Below are 17,648 nucleotides of genomic sequence, written 5' to 3'. Positions count from 1 at the left end.
TTTAATCCTCATGCTCCTCATAACCCAGTAAATGCAACGCTTGGGCCTTATAGCCTTGTTGATTTAAATAATAAACAAGGGCTTCTTCCTGTCCATGGGTAATCCAGACTTCTTGGGGATTAATTTCCTTAATAGTTTGTATTAACTCAAACCAATCAGCATGATCAGAAATAACTAATGGCAACTCTACCCCTTGTTGTTTGGCTCTTGCTCTGGTTTGCATCCACCCTGATGCCATGGAAACCACTACATTGGCAAAGCGTCTACTCCATCTATCCCTTAAGGCACTGGGAGGGCATAAGACAATTTTCCCTTGAGAGGTACCGGCATCCAGAGTCGATGCGATTCGTAACTCTCCTAAATCTATTTTCATTGATTCATAAAAATCACACAGTTTTTTTAATGCGCCATGGATAAAAATAGGATCCAGATAACCCATAAGTCTTAACGTTCTGACTAATCGCTGGCATTTCCCTAAAGCATAGACACCCACTAAATGACAACGATGAGGAAATGCCTCTAAGGACGCCAGCAACTTATTAATCTCTTTCTCAATAGGGGGATGCTTAAAAATAGGCAGGCCAAAGGTTGCTTCAGTAATAAATACATCGCAAGGTTCTGCTACAAAAGGGTCACAAGTTGGATCTAAGGAGCGTTTATAATCACCAGAAATAATTAGGCGCGAACCTTTGTATTCGATAACAACCTGAGAACTACCTAGAATGTGACCGGCGGGCAATAAATAACACTCAACGTCCTTAACTCTCACTCTCTCATAATAAGCCAAACGGCGAAATTTTGAGGCAAAACCTTCATCATAGCGTATCGCCATTAGATCAATGGTATGGGTATGTGCGAACACTTGCTCATGTCCAGAGCGTGCATGATCACGATGGGCATGGGTAATAATTGCCTGCTTAACTGGCAAAACAGGGTCAATAAAAAAATCCCCGGGAATGCAATACAAGCCCTCTTTTTTAATCGCCAACCATTGTTTTGGATGCATTTTTTAATAAATTTTGTGAGTAGTATAAACTTTAGACTATCTTCTGATAGCTAGAAAACTCTATAAAAAGACGATGGAAATTAGGAATTCACCATTCAATTTTAATTTTTGGATAAATTATCGATCGCTTTGGATGTAAAAATTTCGGTGAAGTCTTTGGATAAAGGGTATTTTTCAGTATGAGGCTATAGAACGACGCTCGTTAATTAATCCTTGTGTTATATAATTGAACTATAATTAAAGGTGTTTCCTTTGTTATGGGATAAAATCATGAAAAAATCTTCTCAAAGTCCTTCAAAAAAACAACCCAAGGAAAAAATCAAAAAAGAGGATTTAAAGACTATTTCGGGGGGAAGTGATGAACGAAATAGAAATCTAAACGACCCGATCTACACACTTCCTAAGAGCCCTCTACCCAGGACTCCTCGCCGCAGACCCTAAGGTATTGGCTCAGGGATCACTTTTCCTGCTCGCTTAAGCGCAGTCAAAACAAATTGGCTGCCGTATCCAGGTGTTAGAAAGAAGCGCCTGGATTTCGGCCAGTTGGTTAAAAATTTATCTCAAAAACAAACTCTTAAAACTCATCTAATTTGAAGAAGGAAGTAACTGCTGAGGTTAAATCGGACAGTGCTACTTCTTCAGCTCTTGGTGCGTTTTCTGCTGCAGCTCAAAATTGTCGAGATTGCACCAAAATTACGTGTGAAGTCGCCGATTAATGTTAATGTATACTGCATCGAATAATGCAATATGTATGAGGTCAGGGCTTGAGTTTTGTATTCAACGATCAAAATTCAGCCCCACTCCCCTATTCTGCAAAGAAGATTATTTTTAGATACTTATAGCAATCCCGAGCTTTATATCCGTATGCTGGTAAATGTAACCACTCTTTTAATATTCCTCGATTTTCAAAACCAAGTTTCTCAAGTACTGAGCCATAATTATCTATATCGCATACTGTCGATATTTCCTTTACATGTTGGATGCCGCCATTGCGCGCAGAAAAGAGCTAATCATAAGCACATGCTCGAAACTCTTTTTCGATTAAATGCGTTTTGTTATTCATAACTTGGCCACTTAAATTACCATGTTTTCCTTGGACCTGAGCTAACATCCAAATAAAAAGAGACTCTAATTTATTTCCAGAATTGGTAGTTATTTCAAAATTATCAAAATATATTTTTGCAGTATAAGTAAACATTATCATTCTCGATATAAAATCAAGTAGGGACGCCTAATAAATGCGAACTAAAGAAGGTATAATGTGATTACAAAGTTTCTGGGGGATCGAAAATAAATGTTTATACGATCAATATTTAAATTATAGCACAACTGGGCTCTTTATGTTTCACAGGCTATGATAGCTTTCCTATAAGTATGCTGAACAGAGTGTAAATAGTGAGATTATTGAAAATCATTTCAGTGAATATAATTTATAAAATAAAAGCACCAGCATCCCCACTAAAGCAGAAAAAATACTTGCTGACAAAATCCCCAACCGAGCACCATTAATAAGCTCTGGAGTGAACGCTAAATTAGCGATAAAAATAGCCATTGTAAACCCGATTCCAGTTAATATACTGCCACTGGCTAACAATATCCAATTAAGATCGTCAGGTCGTTTCGCTAGTCCAAAAAATTCAGCGATAAAACTAAAACCAAAAACTCCTATTGGTTTTCCCAAAATGAACCCTAGAAAAACAGCTACAGTAACCCCATTAGTAAAATCGGCGGAAGAAATCGGTATGCCTGCGTTAGCTAATGCAAATAAAGGCAAAATGAGATAACCAACCCATGGATGCAAAAAGATTTCCAATCGTTCAACCGGCGAAAGAGCCTCACGAGCAGCTACTTCCGCCCGAAGCAACGCTTTACGATCTTCTGTATCGCCGCTCCAATGTTCTCCAGGGGGATAAGAAACTATATGCTCTAAAATTTTATGTAATTGTTTATCATTTATCCATATCCTGGTGGGAGTCATTAAACCCAGAATAACACCGGTAACAGTGGGGTGAATACCCGATGAATCTATTGCAACCCAAATAAGAGCACCAATAAAAAAATAAACGACTAAATTACGAATTCCAAGCCGTTTTATTGTATGTACAAAAATAAAACCTATTGCCGCTATAAAAAGAGGCATCCATGAAATCCCTTGACTGTAGCCAATGGCAACAACCAGAATTGCACCAATATCATCAATAATAGCCAGTGACAACATAAACATACGAAGGCTTTGAGGTATATGCTTACCAAAAATTGCCAAGCAGCCGATAACAAAAGCAGTATCAGTTGCCATCACCGTACCCCATCCATTCTGCCCTGGCCCAGCTGGTTGGAGCATGAGATAAATTAGAGCTGGTACAAGCATGCCACCAAGCGCTGCGATAATAGGGAGTAAAGCCATTCGAGGATTTCGTAACTCACCAAATACTAATTCTCGTTTCAATTCTAAAGAGACAAAAAAGAAAAATAAGGTCATTAATCCATCGTTTATCCAAGCATGTATTGGGCGGGAAAATTCAAAATCCCCTATGTGAATTCCCAAAGAGATTTCCCACATGGATAAAAAAGGCCTGGACCAAGGAGAATTCGCAATTACTAACGAAATAATAGTAGACAACAACAATAAGCATGCTGTGCTAGTCTCAATACGAATAAATCGGGCCAATGGTTTGGATATCCGATGTATGGGTTCCTTAGGTAATTGTGGATTGAATGGCACTTGATTATGCCCCCTGTTATTAGTTATCTCATGTGAACGTGCCTAATACAGGCGGCCAACATTGAAAACTCAATTTTTCTCCTGTTACTCTGAATGTTACTAAATTAAGTATAATTCAAAATTTCCTCACATGAGCTATAAATTGCTACTTCACCGGAAAGAAATGATATCCATGATTTCCAAATCTATTAATCTATTGAATCTATAACTTGTTTTAAGAGGCCATCAAATATCCGTTTATTTTTAGCACAATCAAATTATGTACGTTCTTAGCTTAATAGAGCTTAATAAACAGTTCTGCCTGCATCCTTATGAACAAACTGTCTGTACCGCGTTGTGTAAAATTTCATGTTTCGGATCCATGAGAGGATTGAAATGCATTAATTGTGCAACTGCTTGAGTGTTCGGTGTAAAAGTAGTTACGAGAAATATAAAAACATTTCGAACACAGTGGTGCCGAAATATATAATCCTTGGAACTCCTGTTCAGCCCTTGTGGGGACAAAAACTGGTAATTAATGAATTAAAAGGACAATAAAGAGCCCATTTGCCAGGCATCCTTAATTGCATTAGTAATCAGATCTGAATTGAATCTACCCTACCTTTAAGGTAGCCGCACTGCATATTGTATTGCAAGGACGACTAAAAAAATGATTAATATGGCCCCAATGCAAGAGGATACGCGATAACCCCAGCGCCTGCTGTAGTTCCAGACTGGCAAAGTGCCTATAAGAAGTAAAACTAAAAAGATAACGAATAATATACCGTGCATTAGACTCTTCCTTTAGTCAATCAGTTAATCGTAGTCCAAAATATTAACACAAACAGATGGACTCCAATTACACTTTGAGCAGTTATTAATTATATTATAAATATCACTCATTAACCCACAGTCCAAAATAAGTATATTAGTCCTTTTAGTCAACTTCCTATTCAATATCCATCAGCTGTACCCATTGCCGATGCTGAGTCACTCTTCGGGTGGATACCTTTAAAAATGCTGCTATTTCTTTCAACTCTTTGCCTTGGCCGGATAGATACAGCCATGCTTTTCTTGCTCGCTTAAGCGCAGTCAAAACAAATTGGTTGTCGTATCCAGGTGTTAGAAAGAAGCGCCTGGATTTCGGCCAGTTCGTTAAAAATTTATCTCAAAAACAAACTCTTAAAACGCATCTAATTTGGTGATAGAGTAATCGTGTTTTGTTAGGTTTAATTTTAATTGGCCACACACATCCAGGGCTTCCTACTATTGGGTGAGAAAGAAATCCATCAATTCAATATTACTTTTGAGAATAAACTGGGATAGGTCAGAGCTTCTTCTGCCCACCTGAACTTGCAACTTAGCAAACTAATTGACTGACTCACTGATTTTATTTTTTGGGGGACCTGGATTGAAACAACGCATTACAAAAAAACTAGGATGTTTTATTGTTCTCTTAACCATCTTATCTGTTGACTTCATTTATGCTTCGCAAACACCAAAACATACAAGGGAAGAAAATAAGAATCTGCTTGCGGTGTTCCTTGGCGGGACTGAAATAAAAAATTATAATTATTTTACTTACGGTCTAGAATATCACAGAACACTGGTCCTCCCTTTTGGTTTTGCTTTGAATGTTGAGAATACCCCGAATAATAAAGAGCAACATCATGAAATTGAAACTATGGGCTTAATAACCTTAAGCTTTTTAAAAAATATTACCATCGGTATTGGCCCAGGCATTAAATTTGAAGAAGGAAGTAAAAGTAAGTTCTTAGGAAGAGGCGCATTTAATTATATTTTTAAGATTGGGTCCGCCATCGAAATCACGCCTAATGTTAATTATGATATTGTGAGAAATGCGCCTAATGAAATCGTTTATGGGATTAAAATGGGTAAACAATTTTGACACAGGCTTAGTGTTTCGCTTAATAAGGAATGGAGTATTCATGTTGATGTCTGCGTCGATTTCAACTTGATTACCTGGTTTAATGAATTAAAGGATTAAGTATTCGATGAAAAAAATCATAGTAGTTATTTTTTTAATCCTTAGCCAGAGCGGATGTCAAATCGCTGGGAAACCGAATCCGGTGCCTGCTGAACTGGAAAACGCTGTACAAATAAACGATTTTCCCGATGTACGAACCGAATTTACCAACTCCTCCAATCCGCTAATCAAAAAGCAATCACTTGAACGGATAAAACAATTAGCCAAAACGTATCCAGACACGATGTTCCACCAAAAAAATTTTTTTAGCCTGCTGATTATTTCTGGCGGAGGTGATTATGGTGCTTTTGGTGCAGGTATTCTTAATGGTTGGACAAAATCTGGAAAACGCCCTTCTTTTACGACAGTAACGGGAATCAGTACTGGCGCATTAATTGCGCCTTTAGCCTTTGCCGGGCCAAAATACGATCAACCTCTAAAAGAGGTATATACCACTATCACATCCAAAGAGGTGATAACAGACAAACCAATCTTATGGACGCTTGCCACTGGCGGTGAGTCGCTCAAAGGGGATAAGCCATTACAGAACTTGTTAGACCGTTACATTACCCCTCAATTACTCGATGATATCGCTAAGGGATTTTATCAAGGAAGGCGTTTATATGTCGGTACTACCAATCTTTATTCTCGAAAATTAGTGGTATGGGATTTAACTCGTTTAGCTGCAAGCCGGAATCCAAAAAAAATAATCTTATTCAAAAAAGTATTATTGGCTTCCGCAAGTATTCCTGCTGTATTACCGCCTGTCTATATTGATGTTGTTAACCAGGGAAAATCCTATCAGGAAATGCATGTTGATGGCTCAACCACCTTTGCTGTTTTTTTAAGTCGATTAGGCTCTGATATCCATGCTGCACGCAGCTATTTCAAATTAAAGCAGAAACCGAATGTAAAAATATTTGTTATCCGGAATAATCAAAATCGTTTTCCTTACAAGATAGTCCAGCCCAAACTACTTTCGATAGGCCGACAAGCGTTGGATAGCGTGCTCGCAGCGCAAGGGAGTGCGGATGTCATTTTCATTTATTTATGTGCGTTGCTACAAGAGGTAGATTTTAATCTAACTTATGTGCCTGCCAATTACGTCTCCAAATCCGATGAGATGTTTGATAAGCAGCGAATGAATGAGCTATTCCGCATTGGTTATAATAAAGCCGTTCGCGGCAATTTCTGGGAGAAAATTCCCCCTGATGTAATTGCATTACATCAAGGGAGAAACGTTGTATCTCGCGGTCAGGGCTTGAATTTGGATCGCTGAATACAAAATTCAAGCTTTGTTCCCATAGCCCCTTCTGCCATCCCTGCAAAGGGTGAACGGGGGCTGTTTTTTTGGCTGCGCCAGGCGTCTCCGGCGAACAGCTGGAATAGGATTACTCATATTGAGCTAAGGTAATCCCATTCGAAATTGCTTTGATCATGGCCAGGATTCTGGTCGAGCGTTCTTCTGCAATTTCTTTGGAAACTTCATTTTCTACAAGAAATGATTTGCTCACCCAAACACCAAATTCCTGATTAGCCTCCACGAAGGAATGGAGTAATTCATTATAACGAGTAAACGCTTGCTTATAATTTCCCTGAGCAGCTTTTAATTCTCCCGCCAGAATATAGGCTCCGACAAATGCCAAATTATTACCTTGGCCCGATAAAGGAGAAGGACAATACCCTGCATCGCCTACGAGTGCTATTCGACCTTTGGTCCAACTCTTCATCTTGACCTGGGTAATCGCATCAAAATAAAAATCATCGCTTTCTGACATTCGATTTAAAATATTTTCTGCTTCCCAGCCAAAATCACGGAAAGTATCCCACAGGAATTGCTTTTGTTCCTGCTCATCGCGAATGTCTTTCAGGATATGGTTAGAGCGGAACATAAATCCTGCTCTTGCTATTTCGGGGTTGTTATCGCTATTGATTGATACCAATTTATTATCAGCCTCGCATTCGAGATCGACGTGATTTAAATGAAGGTAATTTGGAATTGTAAAAGTACTAAGATAGGAACCAAGATGAATTAACTGATATTCACTTTGATCAAAAATAATTCGCCTTGTAGCAGAGTGAATACCATCGGCAGCGATCACCAGGTCATACTTTTCAACCTTACCGTCCCTGAAATGGACTATCACGTTATCAGCGTTCTGCTCCATGCTCATAATGGATTGATCGAAATAGCAAGGTATATCAGCAATGGCTTTCATCAGGATTTCAACTAAATCACCCCGGAGAATTTCAACTTCATCATCTTGGCGGAACCCAAATTTCTCACCCTGTTCTTCATGGAGCACATTACCCGCTGTATCGACAAAACGGCCGCATTCTATTCGCGTGCGCCTCTCACAGATTTGATCATAGATACCCATTTCTCTCGCGAGATGCGTTGCTATGCCGCGTATATCCAGTGCCTGACCGCCTTTTCTAATCGACTTGGACTTTTCAATCAAGACTGGCGAAAAACCAAATCTTCTTAGCCAATAACCAAGTGCGGGGCCCGCTACACCAACCCCTACGATAAGAATTTTGAGATTTTTAGACATTAATAATTACCTTAATAGATTTGATTGACATCACTCTTGTCGATATTTCTGTTGTTGTATTGAAAGTCTGGTTGAGGAATGCCTCTCGCGCCATCTTACTATTGCTTTGTTTAAGCTTTTTTGCTGGCTTGTTTAAACGATGTCGTGTATGTAAATGATGTTCTCTCTTTAATCCTGGATTTCTCATTTAAGAGTTATCTTTCTGTTGCAATTCATACTCTTTATTTGAGTTTGGATGATTATACAGCAAGCGTAGACAGAGAGAAATTATATGCGCCGAAAGCGCTACGAGTAACATTCAATCAATCTTTCCTGAGGACTAGAGTGACTGCCTTCAATCATTTCTATTGAGCTTACTCACTATCAGAAAAAGATTCACCTGATTATTTCATCCGTTCATTGACCCACCTGGATCACAAGTTTTACGCCAGCAACCACCTTAGTTCTAATTTAAACCCTAAAGGGGTTGAAAGTTACTTTAAAATGCCCAACCATCAAAGAAGGATTAACCCAACTTTAGGGAAATGATTTTGCGCTTCAATAAACTAATGAAATTGATAGGCTGGATTGTGCTTTTTGAAAGCATAGGCTTTTTACTGGGTTTACTCACTCAGGCGAATATTTATCCCTGGTATGAGCATCTTAATAAATCATCCCTAACGCCGCCCGGGTTTATTTTTTCGATTGTTTGGACCGTATTGTATGCACTTCTGGCAGTCATTGCCTGGATTTTATCAAATCATAATAAGGTGTCTTCTAAAAAAGTGACGGTGCTTTTCGCATTACAAATGCTCATGAATTGGGCCTGGACTCCACTCTTTTTTGGGCTCCATTGGTTGACGCCAAGTGCTATTTGGCTTGTGGTTTTAACCTGTTTGAATGTGCTCTTAATCATTGAGGCTAAAAAAACGCATAAAACCATTGCCTGGTTATTAATTCCCTACCTGGTTTGGCTGGTATTCGCTTCTTATCTCAATGCCGTTATTGCATTAATGAACTAACTACCCTGAATATTCTCAGATCCTTATAACTGTCCGGCATCCAATGCGGCGAATACTTCCGTTGCCCTAGCGAGAATGGCGTTTCTCTTTTCCAGGTTCATTTTATCCCAATTTAGATAAGCATAATGAAGACGCGGATTGTTTTTAAGCAGGGCTTGGTGTTGAGCTATAAAATTCCAATAGAGGGAATTAAATGGACATGCGTTTTCACCAACCACTTCTTGGGGATTATAAGCACAGGACTTACAAAAATTGCTCATTTTTTGAATATATTTCCCACTCGCAGCGTAAGGCTTGGAGGCCATCACGCCGCCATCAGCATACAGCGCCATCCCCAGCGTGTTTGGCAACTCCACCCATTCGTAGGCATCAGCATACACAGCCAAATACCACTCACAGACTTCCTTGGGATTAAGGCCGGCCAGAAGCGCAAAATTGCCGGTAATCATCAAACGCTGAATATGATGAGAGTAAGCTTCAACTTGCGTCTGTCGCACCACTTCTTTCATACAAAACATCCGGGTGTCGTCCCCCCAAAACAGCGAGGGCAACGGCCTGGATGCATTAAAATAATTTCTGTTTGCGTATTCAGGCATCAACAGCCAATAGATGCCCCGGACATACTCACGCCATCCTAAAATTTGACGAATAAAACCTTCAACAGCATTCAATGGTGCTTGTTTTTGTTTAAACGCTTCCTCTGCAATGCGGCATAATTCTAATGGCAGTAAAAGTCCTGCATTTAAATAAAAGGATAATTTCGAGTGATATAAATTGACTTCATTGGCGCGCATGGCATCCTGGTAATCACCAAAATACCTTAAACAATGCGTTATAAAATGGTTGACTTCACCGAGCGCCTGCTCGCGAGTCACGGCAAAATTAAACGGCTGCAATTGGCCAAAATGATTGGAAAACTCGTTTTCCACCAGACTTAAAATCTCTGAGGTTACTTCATCGAGGGGATGTACCAAACGAGGGGGAAATGCTTCAATGTGATTCGCATTTTTCCGATTTTGCTGATCATAGTTCCAAACCCCGCCAACTGGTTTACCCTGGTTGTCCATGAGAAGATGATGCTTTTGCCGCATCATTCGGTAAAAGTACTCCATGCGCAATTGCTTTTTATCGTTTGCCCACTCTTTAAACTCATCTATCGAGCATAGAAATCGATTGTCTTCATGAATGATGAGGGGTATCAACAATTGCTTTTCTAATGTTTCCAGTTTTTGCAGAACACGCCACTCGCCAGGGTGAGTGACGTGGACTTCTGAAATTTTTTCTTCATGGATTACCCGCCACAACTCCCCCTCAAAAGACCCAGTATTGCTGGCCTCATTGTATTGAGTGTAGAGTACCCGGTAACCCAGTGCTGTTAATCGTTTTGCAAAATGACGCATCGCTGAAAATAAAAAAGCAATTTTTTTGGGATGATGCGCAACATAAGTGGCTTCTTCCATCACTTCGCAAAGAAAAACCAGATCATCGTGCTTATCGATTGCAGTCAGCGAGGAAAGGGACTCACTGAGTTGGTCGCCCAAAAGAAAACACAATTTTGTCATCGTACGTCCTAAAAATAAATTACACTTTAAGCTTGGGACGAACAGCGCTTAAGCCACCATCCACTGCAAGTACTTGCCCTGTTATCCAACTGTTACAAGGGTTAAGAAAAAATAAGATAGCCTGCGCCACATCGCAGGGTTCACCAATTCGTCCCAAGGGATGCATTGCCGTAGATGCTTTAGCGACTAATTGATTGTTAAGTAATGGGTCAGTCAAAGGCGTTTTAACCATCCCAGGCGCTACTACATTGACGCGTAAATTGAGCGATGCATAAGTCGCTGCGGCGGATTTTGCTAATCCAATAACCCCTGCTTTCGCCGCAGCAATTGCTTCATGATTAGCCAGTCCGGTTAAGGCTGCTGCGGAGGCAATAAGCACCAGGGAACCTCCAGAGAGCATCTTACTGCCTGCGGCACGCACCACTGCAAACGAGGTAGTCAAAGAGGCATTGATTGTCTTTTGAAACTCCTCAAAATTTGTCGCATGAGCCCCCTTAAGTAATAAAGAACCCGCGCAATTAACCACGCCATCCAGAGGGCCTGCTTGCTCAAATACCCTATCGACCGCGCTAAAGTCAGAGGCATCGAGTCTAAAATCAGGAACGATTTTGTCCTCGCTTCGTGCTGTAGTCATCACCTCATTCCCTTGCTTTTTTAGAAGCTCAACCACTGACTGACCTATCGCGCTACTTGCTGCAATGATTAAGTATCGAGCCATAACTTGGGTCCCTTAATAGTCAAAAACCTACTATGAAGGAGAGTATTGTTGACTTCAAGTCTTAATAAGGAATAAGCATTGGATGAACGGCATACAGCAATCTGCCAGGCGATTTTGGGCTTGATAGGGCTGAGTTTACTTCAACCGCCACGGAGGCCGCTCTATCCAATCCGTGCTGGCTATTTTATGGTCTAGGGAAGTATTTTATACTTTTCAACATGAAACCCGCGTAATAGTAAATTTAGGGCTATAATTACAATTAAACGGATGGATTAAAACATGCTAAACAACACCCATGAAGGCTTAATAAATTATGCCCATACTGAGTCTAAGAAAATTGCTTTAATTTATTCACCCATTGAATTACATGAATACCTTGTTGAAGTAATTTTAAAAGACTCTGTCAAATTCATTAAGAAAAATAATGAAATTGTTCAATTTCATTCGATTGCTGATGCCTTATCCCAAGCTCAGAAATATGGCGCAGAGGAATTTTTTCTTTGTGTAGACAATACTTATGATGAATGCGGCTCGACTGCTTCTGCGGAGAAATACGATTACATTCCGATTTCTCCTAAATAGAGTCTGCTTTAAAATTTTTCTCGCTTACGCCATGGTCAATTTTATGGGATTGGTTCACGGCAGTATTGCTACACCGGTGAAAATGATTTCCCCTTTCACGGTTTGATTTTTTCACCCACGTCCCATTTATTGGAATAAGACCGTCACTTCCTGCAAAGACCATTTAATGTCGTTAGGGTTAATGCCAGTAAAAGCCAATCAACCAATAAAATAATCATCGTCAGTAGCAACGGCTGGGGAAAGGAAATTGCACCCAGTTTAAATCCTGCAAAATAGCTTAAAGGCCCCCCCATTGCTCCCAGCAAAGCCATTAGGAAGTAATTATTATTAATCCAGTCTGCCTTTAAAAACCATCCTCCAAAACAAAGCCATAAAACCAAAAGCCAGGGTGGTATAATCAGCAAAGAATCGTCAAAAAAATAAAATATATTTAAATGCATCAACAGGGTATCGTTGATTAAACCCAAGCTTGCGATTAGCAGGAATAAGAGCCAACGGGTTGGAGTTTTAAAATGCCTGCACGCATCATAGACGGCTAAGACTAAGGCCAAAAGGAATAGGTCATGGTAGTGAGGAGAGACCGTACTTAATAAGCAACACCACCACTGTATTTGAAAAAAGACAAATTGCCACAGTTGCCTAATCATATTTTTTCTGTCTTATTGCAAGGGGGTGTACAAAATGCATTTGCATGTCCCCCAAATAGCCTTCAGAAAAACCGGCTTCACAGTAGCAAAAATAGAAATTCCACAACCGGATAAAGCGCTCATCAAAACCCAGCGTCTTGATTTCGCATGCCTGAGAAGTAAAGTTCTGCCGCCAACAACGAAGTGTTTTCGCATAATGCAATCCAATGTCCTCCAAGTTAAAAAGGCGCAAATGACTTGCCTTGGTCATTGCATCCAATAGCGCTGTCACTGAAGGGATACAACTTCCCGGAAAAATATACTGTTTAATAAAGTCAATTTCATATTTAGCGCGTTCATAGGCCTGATCCTGGATAACGATCGCTTGCATAAGCATTTCGCCATCGGGCTTTAGTAATTGTGAACAAGTCCGAAAGAATTGCTTGTAATACTGATAGCCAACTGCCTCAATCATTTCAATGGAAACCAGTTTGTCGTACTGCCCCTCCAGTTGCCGGTAATCCTGTTTGAGCAACTTAATTTTGGTTCCCAATTTTTTTTCCCTGATTTGTTGGGAAGCATAATGATATTGTTGTTGAGAAATGGTGGTGGTTACTACTTCACAACCATAGTTTTCTGCTGCATGAATAGCAAAACCGCCCCATCCAGTACCTATTTCAATAATCTTGTCACTTGATTTTAAGGCCAGCTTTTTACAAATGACGTCGAGTTTATAACTGGCCGCTTCGTCCAAAGTACTTTCTGTGGATGGGAAAATAGCGGAGGAATACATAAGGTTCTTATCCAGAAATAATTGGAAAAAGTGGTTACTCAAGTCGTAGTGTTGAGCAATATTCTTACGGCTACCTTGCAGGTTATTGCGTTTAAACTGATAGGAAATCCAGCGTAAAACAGCCAGGCATTTTGCCCAGCCCGTTTCAAATTCTTTTGTGGTGGTTTGATTGAGTAAAAAAATCCTTAATAATTTCGTCAAATCATCCGTTTCCCAATATCCAGAGGCGTAAGTTTCAGCTGCAGCAATACTCCCCCCGAACAAGACGTCTTGATAAAATTTTCTATTTGTAATTTTCATAGAAGCAGTTATCAACGAGGCAGCGGAGCGATCGCCGAAAGTCATGCTGACGTCACCCTCTTCAATTCGCAATTGGCCAACTGTCAAATTGGCTAATCGTTTTAAAATAATTTTTCGTGCAGTATTTTCCATTCCGCTCATCTCTTTTTAGGGTGAACATGAAACGTTGCTCCTTTTAGCCAGATTTTTAATGCCTGCCAATGAATGGCAATAATTATTTTTCCGGTCATGAAAGGATGTTGTATTAAAATCCTGGCAAGGTTCCTACCTGTTATTTCCTGGCGGTTTAAACAGAGACTTGCACTAAATACCTTACGATTCTGGTGAATATTTTTCATATGTACCCAAATCTTTTCATTGGGTGCTGAAAGCCTCCAATCGTAAATCATGTCCATCGACATAAGAGGAGAGACGTGAAAGTCTTTATCAAAGACGAAGTGTTGATACTCATAACTAGCGAGATTTTGCGAGGCTGTAAGAATATAAGTATGCTGTTCGTTCCATGGCGTGTTATTCACTTCAGCTACAATTGCTTCTATACGGCTTCCCGTTGCATCGTAGCAATAATAAAAACTGACGGGATTAAAACAATAACCCCAATAACGCAAGTGCGTTAATAAGCGAACAGGACCTTCTAACCGATGGCCTGTTTTTTCCTCGACCAGTTTATAGACTTCTTGTTTTAAGTCATTGGCTGGATCCCCAAGATGATCACTTCGCTTAAACTGAGCAATATTGTAACGTCCGACTGACCAGAACCAATAGGAATCAAAGAGTGTAGATAATTCATCCAGATCGAGAAAAACCATGAATACATTATAAGAAAACTGATGTCTGACGGGTTCATACCGCCGATGTATTACACTGCCTTTATAAATGGCACTATGCCGCGTTGATAGGTTCATGATTTTCTTCTGACAAAATTTGTTTGCAGACGGTTAAGGCACTCTTCACGCCATCTTCATGGAAGCCAAAACCCCAATAAGCCCCACAGAAATAAAGAGAACCATTACGATTCAATTCCTTTTGGCGCGATTGTGCAGCCAGGCTAGGTATGGTGTATTGCGGGTGAGCGTAGTGATAAATTTGGATAATTTTTTCAGGGTTTATAAAATCCCTTGCATTTAAGCTGACACAATAATGTTGCTTGGTAGATAAATTTTGCAAGCGATTCATATAGTAGTTAAGGACAGCATGCCGGACATTTTGGTCAACCAATAAATAATTCCAACTGGCCCATGCCCGATGATTGGATGGCAACACACTGGTGTCAGTATGCAAAATAACCTCATTAGGCTGGTAGGTAAATTGGCTCAGGATTTCAACTGTTAATTCATCAGGACAGGCCAACATTGCCAATGCTTGATCGCTATGAGTTGCGATAATTACCTTTTCAAAATGACCTATTTCTTCGTTTTTACTCGAGAGGTAATATCCTCCACCAGGTTTGGGTTTTACCCATTCAATCGCGGTGTTTAAATAAATGTTATTCTCAAAGCGTCTGGTCAAGGCTTTCACATAAGAGTGAGATCCACCTTGAATCACTTTCCAAGGCAAAGACGGCATCATTTCTAATAAAGCATGGTTATAGAAGAAATTTGCCACAAAATAAGCGGGCATCTGTTCTACCAGGTTTAGGGGTGTTGACCACAAGGCAGAGATAAGGGGATAAAGGTATAAGTTGGCAAGATCAGTGTGGAAACCATGTTGTCCAATGAATTCAGATAAGATTAAATTTTTCTCATTCCTTGCCAGCAGTTTCTTAGCTGCAAGCTGAAATCGATAAATTTCACTGATTAAGCGGTAGAATTTATAACTAAGCAAATTTTTTCGTGCGGCAAACAAACTATTGAGTGAGCCACCCGCATATTGAAAGCGGGATTGTGGATCAAAGACGCTGAAACTCATGTCGGTCATTTGGCTTGCCACATCCAGCTCCCTCAATAACCCAACAAAATTAGGGTAAGTTTTTTCATTAAAAACAATAAAGCCAGTATCTATGGGACAAAGACCACTCTCGGTTTGCAGTTCTACTGTATGGGTGTGGCCTCCTACATATGTGTTCGCTTCAAAAATGTAAGGATCATACCCCTCTTTTTTTAGGTAATAAGCACAGGTTAAACCTGATATCCCACTTCCAATAATGGCAATTTTCATTGTCGATTTGTAACCTTCTTTAATAGATAAGTACTTAATTGATTTGGTAAAAAACTTAGAATTTTCATCAGCGTAACAAACAATCTTGGCGTTATGATTTCCAGCTTTTTCTTCTCTATACCATTGATTATCGTTTCTGCTGCCGCCTCGCTGCTTATAAGGAAAGGCATGGGGAAATCATTTTTATCGGTTAATGGTGTTTTTATAAAGCCAGGACATACGATGGATACTGAAATATTCTCTTTAGCAAGATCAATACGCAGGCTCTGGAGAAAATTGCGGATGGCTGCTTTACTGGCGCCATAGGCTTCCGCTCGCGGCAACCCAACAAAGGCAACTGAACTGCTCATTCCAACAATCTGGGCATTCCTGCTGGCCCGTAATAAAGGCAGCGATGCTTCAATAGCATAAACCATGCTTAAAAAATTAGTTTTAAGCATGTCTTCAAATATATCGCTTTTGAAATCAGTCACATCAACATATTCACAGGTTCCGGCATTTAGAAAAACGATATCAAGATAACCAAATTTTTCTTTTATAAGGTCAGCTGCCTTTAAATTACTGTTTCTATCTCTTATATCAAAAGCGACAGACAGAGCGCCTGTTTGACGGGTTATTTCATCCAATACGCCCTGGTTACGTCCGGATATTATGAGCTCATAGCCGCGATTTGCCATTGCCATGGCGACTGCTTTGCCAATACCTGATGAGGCTCCTGTAATCCATACACGCTTTTTCATTTCTCGGTCCTCAATTTGGAGGGGTTAGGCCGTAATCCATGAATAACATGCGTGTAAGAGAGCAGGCACAGCAGATAGAAGGTGATATCGATTTGCCACCAATAAAACCCTTGCCTTGCTGAACCGGGGTAAAAATGATGGTTATTATGCCAGCCCTCACCGAGGGTAATTAATGCTAACCAAAAATTATTACGACTCTCATCCGCAGTATTAAACGGGCGCTTTCCCCATTGATGGGCAAGCGAGTTAATACTGCAGGTAGCATGAAATACCAAAACCGTGGAGATAAAAAATCCCCATACCAGGAATTGCCAACCGTTTGTATGAAGTTCAGGAAAATATTGTTGTAGAAAATAACCTGCCAGGAATAAACTCACTGCCAATAAAAGCGGTATAACGAGATCAAATCGATTTAACCAGCGTAATTCCGGATATTTTACTAAGTCAGCAACCAGTTTGTAGTCGGTTACAAAATTTTCTGAAGCGAAAAACCATCCCATATGACTCCATATAAAACCATGATGCTGTGGCGAATGCCGATCTTGAACAGCGTCTGAATAACGGTGATGATGACGGTGATGACTTGCCCACCAGAGGGGACCTCTCTGTGCAGCGGAAGCAGCGAGCAATGCAAATATAAATTGCCAAAAGCGATTCGTCTTAAACGAGCGATGCGAAAAATAACGATGATAAAAACCAGTAATAGCAAACATACGGATAAAATAGAATAAGATCGCGGCAATGATTGCACTAAGACTTGCTCCTACCCAAAATACCGCTAAACAGCCAAGATGCAAAACAACAAAGGGTATCGTCCTTGACCAGTCGATTGTATTCGATTTCAGGTTTTTTTCTGCAAACTCAACGTCAAACCATTTTAACAGTGGAATGAACGCTCTTATCTTTTTCATTGATCCATC

At 40.1% G+C, this 17,648-nt stretch carries 18 protein-coding genes; 5 read left to right on the top strand and 13 right to left on the bottom strand.

Annotation, left to right across the window (positions count from 1 at the left end; all coding sequences use genetic code 11):
• Position 1 precedes the first annotated feature (1 nt).
• Complete coding sequence (locus DYC89_RS04900; RefSeq protein WP_115220762.1) at positions 2-1,006, bottom strand: ligase-associated DNA damage response exonuclease; 1,005 nt, start codon at positions 1,004-1,006, stop codon at positions 2-4.
• A gap of 270 nt (positions 1,007-1,276) precedes the next feature.
• Between DYC89_RS04900 and DYC89_RS16595 the strand changes: the two genes are divergently transcribed.
• Positions 1,277-1,447 carry a hypothetical protein gene (locus DYC89_RS16595; protein ID WP_220271766.1) on the top strand — a complete coding sequence of 57 codons (171 nt, stop codon included), beginning with the start codon at positions 1,277-1,279 and terminating at the stop codon, positions 1,445-1,447.
• A gap of 565 nt (positions 1,448-2,012) precedes the next feature.
• Here the strand turns inward: DYC89_RS16595 and DYC89_RS04890 are convergent.
• The 3 genes from DYC89_RS04890 to DYC89_RS04880 all read right to left on the bottom strand — a co-directional run bounded on the left by DYC89_RS04890 (position 2,013) and on the right by DYC89_RS04880 (position 4,499).
• Entirely contained in the window at positions 2,013-2,204 is a 192-nt protein-coding gene (locus DYC89_RS04890) for a hypothetical protein (RefSeq protein ID WP_115220761.1), read from the bottom strand.
• 213 nt (positions 2,205-2,417) lie between these two features.
• Positions 2,418-3,728, bottom strand: a complete 1,311-nt coding sequence (nhaA, locus tag DYC89_RS04885) for a Na+/H+ antiporter NhaA (RefSeq protein ID WP_115220760.1) — start codon at positions 3,726-3,728, stop codon at positions 2,418-2,420.
• 603 nt (positions 3,729-4,331) lie between these two features.
• The gene (locus tag DYC89_RS04880) at positions 4,332-4,499 is read right to left on the bottom strand and encodes a DUF3309 family protein (protein WP_115220759.1); all 168 of its coding nucleotides are present in this window, start codon (positions 4,497-4,499) and stop codon (positions 4,332-4,334) included.
• 619 nt (positions 4,500-5,118) lie between these two features.
• Between DYC89_RS04880 and DYC89_RS04870 the strand changes: the two genes are divergently transcribed.
• Positions 5,119-5,616, top strand: coding sequence for a hypothetical protein (locus tag DYC89_RS04870; RefSeq protein WP_147285475.1), 498 nt, complete (start codon positions 5,119-5,121; stop codon positions 5,614-5,616).
• 106 nt (positions 5,617-5,722) lie between these two features.
• Positions 5,723-6,973: a patatin-like phospholipase family protein gene (locus DYC89_RS04865; RefSeq protein ID WP_115220757.1), complete on the top strand. Its 1,251-nt coding sequence runs from the start codon at positions 5,723-5,725 to the stop codon at positions 6,971-6,973.
• A gap of 112 nt (positions 6,974-7,085) precedes the next feature.
• Here DYC89_RS04865 and DYC89_RS04860 read toward each other — a convergent pair whose 3' ends face one another.
• Positions 7,086-8,249 carry a tetracycline destructase gene (locus tag DYC89_RS04860; RefSeq protein ID WP_115220756.1) on the bottom strand — a complete coding sequence of 388 codons (1,164 nt, stop codon included), beginning with the start codon at positions 8,247-8,249 and terminating at the stop codon, positions 7,086-7,088.
• Between the two features lie 530 nt (positions 8,250-8,779).
• On the opposite strand from DYC89_RS04860, the gene DYC89_RS04850 reads away from it, so the two are divergent.
• Positions 8,780-9,250 carry a TspO/MBR family protein gene (locus DYC89_RS04850; protein WP_245953951.1) on the top strand — a complete coding sequence of 157 codons (471 nt, stop codon included), beginning with the start codon at positions 8,780-8,782 and terminating at the stop codon, positions 9,248-9,250.
• A gap of 23 nt (positions 9,251-9,273) precedes the next feature.
• Here DYC89_RS04850 and DYC89_RS04845 read toward each other — a convergent pair whose 3' ends face one another.
• Both DYC89_RS04845 and DYC89_RS04840 read right to left on the bottom strand, forming a co-directional pair.
• Positions 9,274-10,812: a cryptochrome/photolyase family protein gene (locus DYC89_RS04845; protein WP_115220753.1), complete on the bottom strand. Its 1,539-nt coding sequence runs from the start codon at positions 10,810-10,812 to the stop codon at positions 9,274-9,276.
• Positions 10,813-10,831: 19 nt separating this feature from the next.
• A complete protein-coding gene (locus DYC89_RS04840) occupies positions 10,832-11,530 on the bottom strand; it encodes an SDR family NAD(P)-dependent oxidoreductase (protein ID WP_115220752.1) in 699 nt (232 codons plus the stop codon).
• 279 nt (positions 11,531-11,809) lie between these two features.
• On the opposite strand from DYC89_RS04840, the gene DYC89_RS04835 reads away from it, so the two are divergent.
• Complete coding sequence (locus DYC89_RS04835; protein WP_115220751.1) at positions 11,810-12,112, top strand: DUF6482 family protein; 303 nt, start codon at positions 11,810-11,812, stop codon at positions 12,110-12,112.
• Between the two features lie 143 nt (positions 12,113-12,255).
• Here the strand turns inward: DYC89_RS04835 and DYC89_RS04830 are convergent, their stop codons facing one another.
• From DYC89_RS04830 to DYC89_RS04805, 6 genes are read right to left on the bottom strand one after another with little or no spacing between them, the layout of a single operon-like run.
• Positions 12,256-12,759 (bottom strand): DUF2878 domain-containing protein, encoded by a 504-nt coding sequence (locus DYC89_RS04830; RefSeq protein ID WP_115220750.1) that lies wholly within the window; start codon positions 12,757-12,759, stop codon positions 12,256-12,258.
• A complete protein-coding gene (locus DYC89_RS04825) occupies positions 12,752-13,963 on the bottom strand; it encodes an SAM-dependent methyltransferase (protein ID WP_181879326.1) in 1,212 nt (403 codons plus the stop codon). The genes DYC89_RS04830 and DYC89_RS04825 overlap by 8 nt, the downstream gene beginning before the upstream one ends.
• Positions 13,964-13,968: 5 nt before the next feature.
• Entirely contained in the window at positions 13,969-14,736 is a 768-nt protein-coding gene (locus tag DYC89_RS04820) for a DUF1365 domain-containing protein (protein ID WP_115220748.1), read from the bottom strand.
• On the bottom strand, positions 14,714-15,988 hold the full coding sequence (locus DYC89_RS04815; protein WP_115220747.1) for an NAD(P)/FAD-dependent oxidoreductase: 1,275 nt from the start codon (positions 15,986-15,988) through the stop codon (positions 14,714-14,716). Before DYC89_RS04815 ends, DYC89_RS04820 begins: the two co-directional genes overlap by 23 nt.
• On the bottom strand, positions 15,985-16,728 hold the full coding sequence (locus DYC89_RS04810; RefSeq protein WP_115220746.1) for an SDR family NAD(P)-dependent oxidoreductase: 744 nt from the start codon (positions 16,726-16,728) through the stop codon (positions 15,985-15,987). Before DYC89_RS04810 ends, DYC89_RS04815 begins: the two co-directional genes overlap by 4 nt.
• Complete coding sequence (locus DYC89_RS04805; protein WP_115220745.1) at positions 16,725-17,639, bottom strand: acyl-CoA desaturase; 915 nt, start codon at positions 17,637-17,639, stop codon at positions 16,725-16,727. The genes DYC89_RS04810 and DYC89_RS04805 overlap by 4 nt, the downstream gene beginning before the upstream one ends.
• Positions 17,640-17,648 lie beyond the last annotated feature (9 nt).

It is taken from the genome of Legionella donaldsonii (assembly GCF_900452385.1).
Taxonomy (GTDB): Bacteria; Pseudomonadota; Gammaproteobacteria; order Legionellales; family Legionellaceae; genus Tatlockia; species Tatlockia donaldsonii.
Note: the sequence above shows the minus strand (reverse complement) of the source record. Positions and strands in the feature narration are given on the sequence as shown.

Bases quoted from the DNA above. Each gene is read 5' to 3' on its own strand.
- DYC89_RS04805 (WP_115220745.1), bottom strand. From the start codon at position 17,639: ATGAAAAAGATAAGAGCGTTCATTCCACTGTTAAAATGGTTTGACGTT.
- DYC89_RS04835 (WP_115220751.1), top strand. From the start codon at position 11,810: ATGCTAAACAACACCCATGAAGGCTTAATAAATTATGCCCATACTGAG.
- DYC89_RS04900 (WP_115220762.1), bottom strand. From the start codon at position 1,006: ATGCATCCAAAACAATGGTTGGCGATTAAAAAAGAGGGCTTGTATTGC.
- DYC89_RS04820 (WP_115220748.1), bottom strand. From the start codon at position 14,736: ATGAACCTATCAACGCGGCATAGTGCCATTTATAAAGGCAGTGTAATA.
- DYC89_RS04845 (WP_115220753.1), bottom strand. From the start codon at position 10,812: ATGACAAAATTGTGTTTTCTTTTGGGCGACCAACTCAGTGAGTCCCTT.
- DYC89_RS04865 (WP_115220757.1), top strand. From the start codon at position 5,723: ATGAAAAAAATCATAGTAGTTATTTTTTTAATCCTTAGCCAGAGCGGA.
- DYC89_RS04890 (WP_115220761.1), bottom strand. From the start codon at position 2,204: ATGTTTACTTATACTGCAAAAATATATTTTGATAATTTTGAAATAACT.
- DYC89_RS04830 (WP_115220750.1), bottom strand. From the start codon at position 12,759: ATGATTAGGCAACTGTGGCAATTTGTCTTTTTTCAAATACAGTGGTGG.
- DYC89_RS16595 (WP_220271766.1), top strand. From the start codon at position 1,277: ATGAAAAAATCTTCTCAAAGTCCTTCAAAAAAACAACCCAAGGAAAAA.
- DYC89_RS04880 (WP_115220759.1), bottom strand. From the start codon at position 4,499: ATGCACGGTATATTATTCGTTATCTTTTTAGTTTTACTTCTTATAGGC.
- DYC89_RS04860 (WP_115220756.1), bottom strand. From the start codon at position 8,249: ATGTCTAAAAATCTCAAAATTCTTATCGTAGGGGTTGGTGTAGCGGGC.
- DYC89_RS04825 (WP_181879326.1), bottom strand. From the start codon at position 13,963: ATGGAAAATACTGCACGAAAAATTATTTTAAAACGATTAGCCAATTTG.
- DYC89_RS04840 (WP_115220752.1), bottom strand. From the start codon at position 11,530: ATGGCTCGATACTTAATCATTGCAGCAAGTAGCGCGATAGGTCAGTCA.
- DYC89_RS04810 (WP_115220746.1), bottom strand. From the start codon at position 16,728: ATGAAAAAGCGTGTATGGATTACAGGAGCCTCATCAGGTATTGGCAAA.
- DYC89_RS04815 (WP_115220747.1), bottom strand. From the start codon at position 15,988: ATGAAAATTGCCATTATTGGAAGTGGGATATCAGGTTTAACCTGTGCT.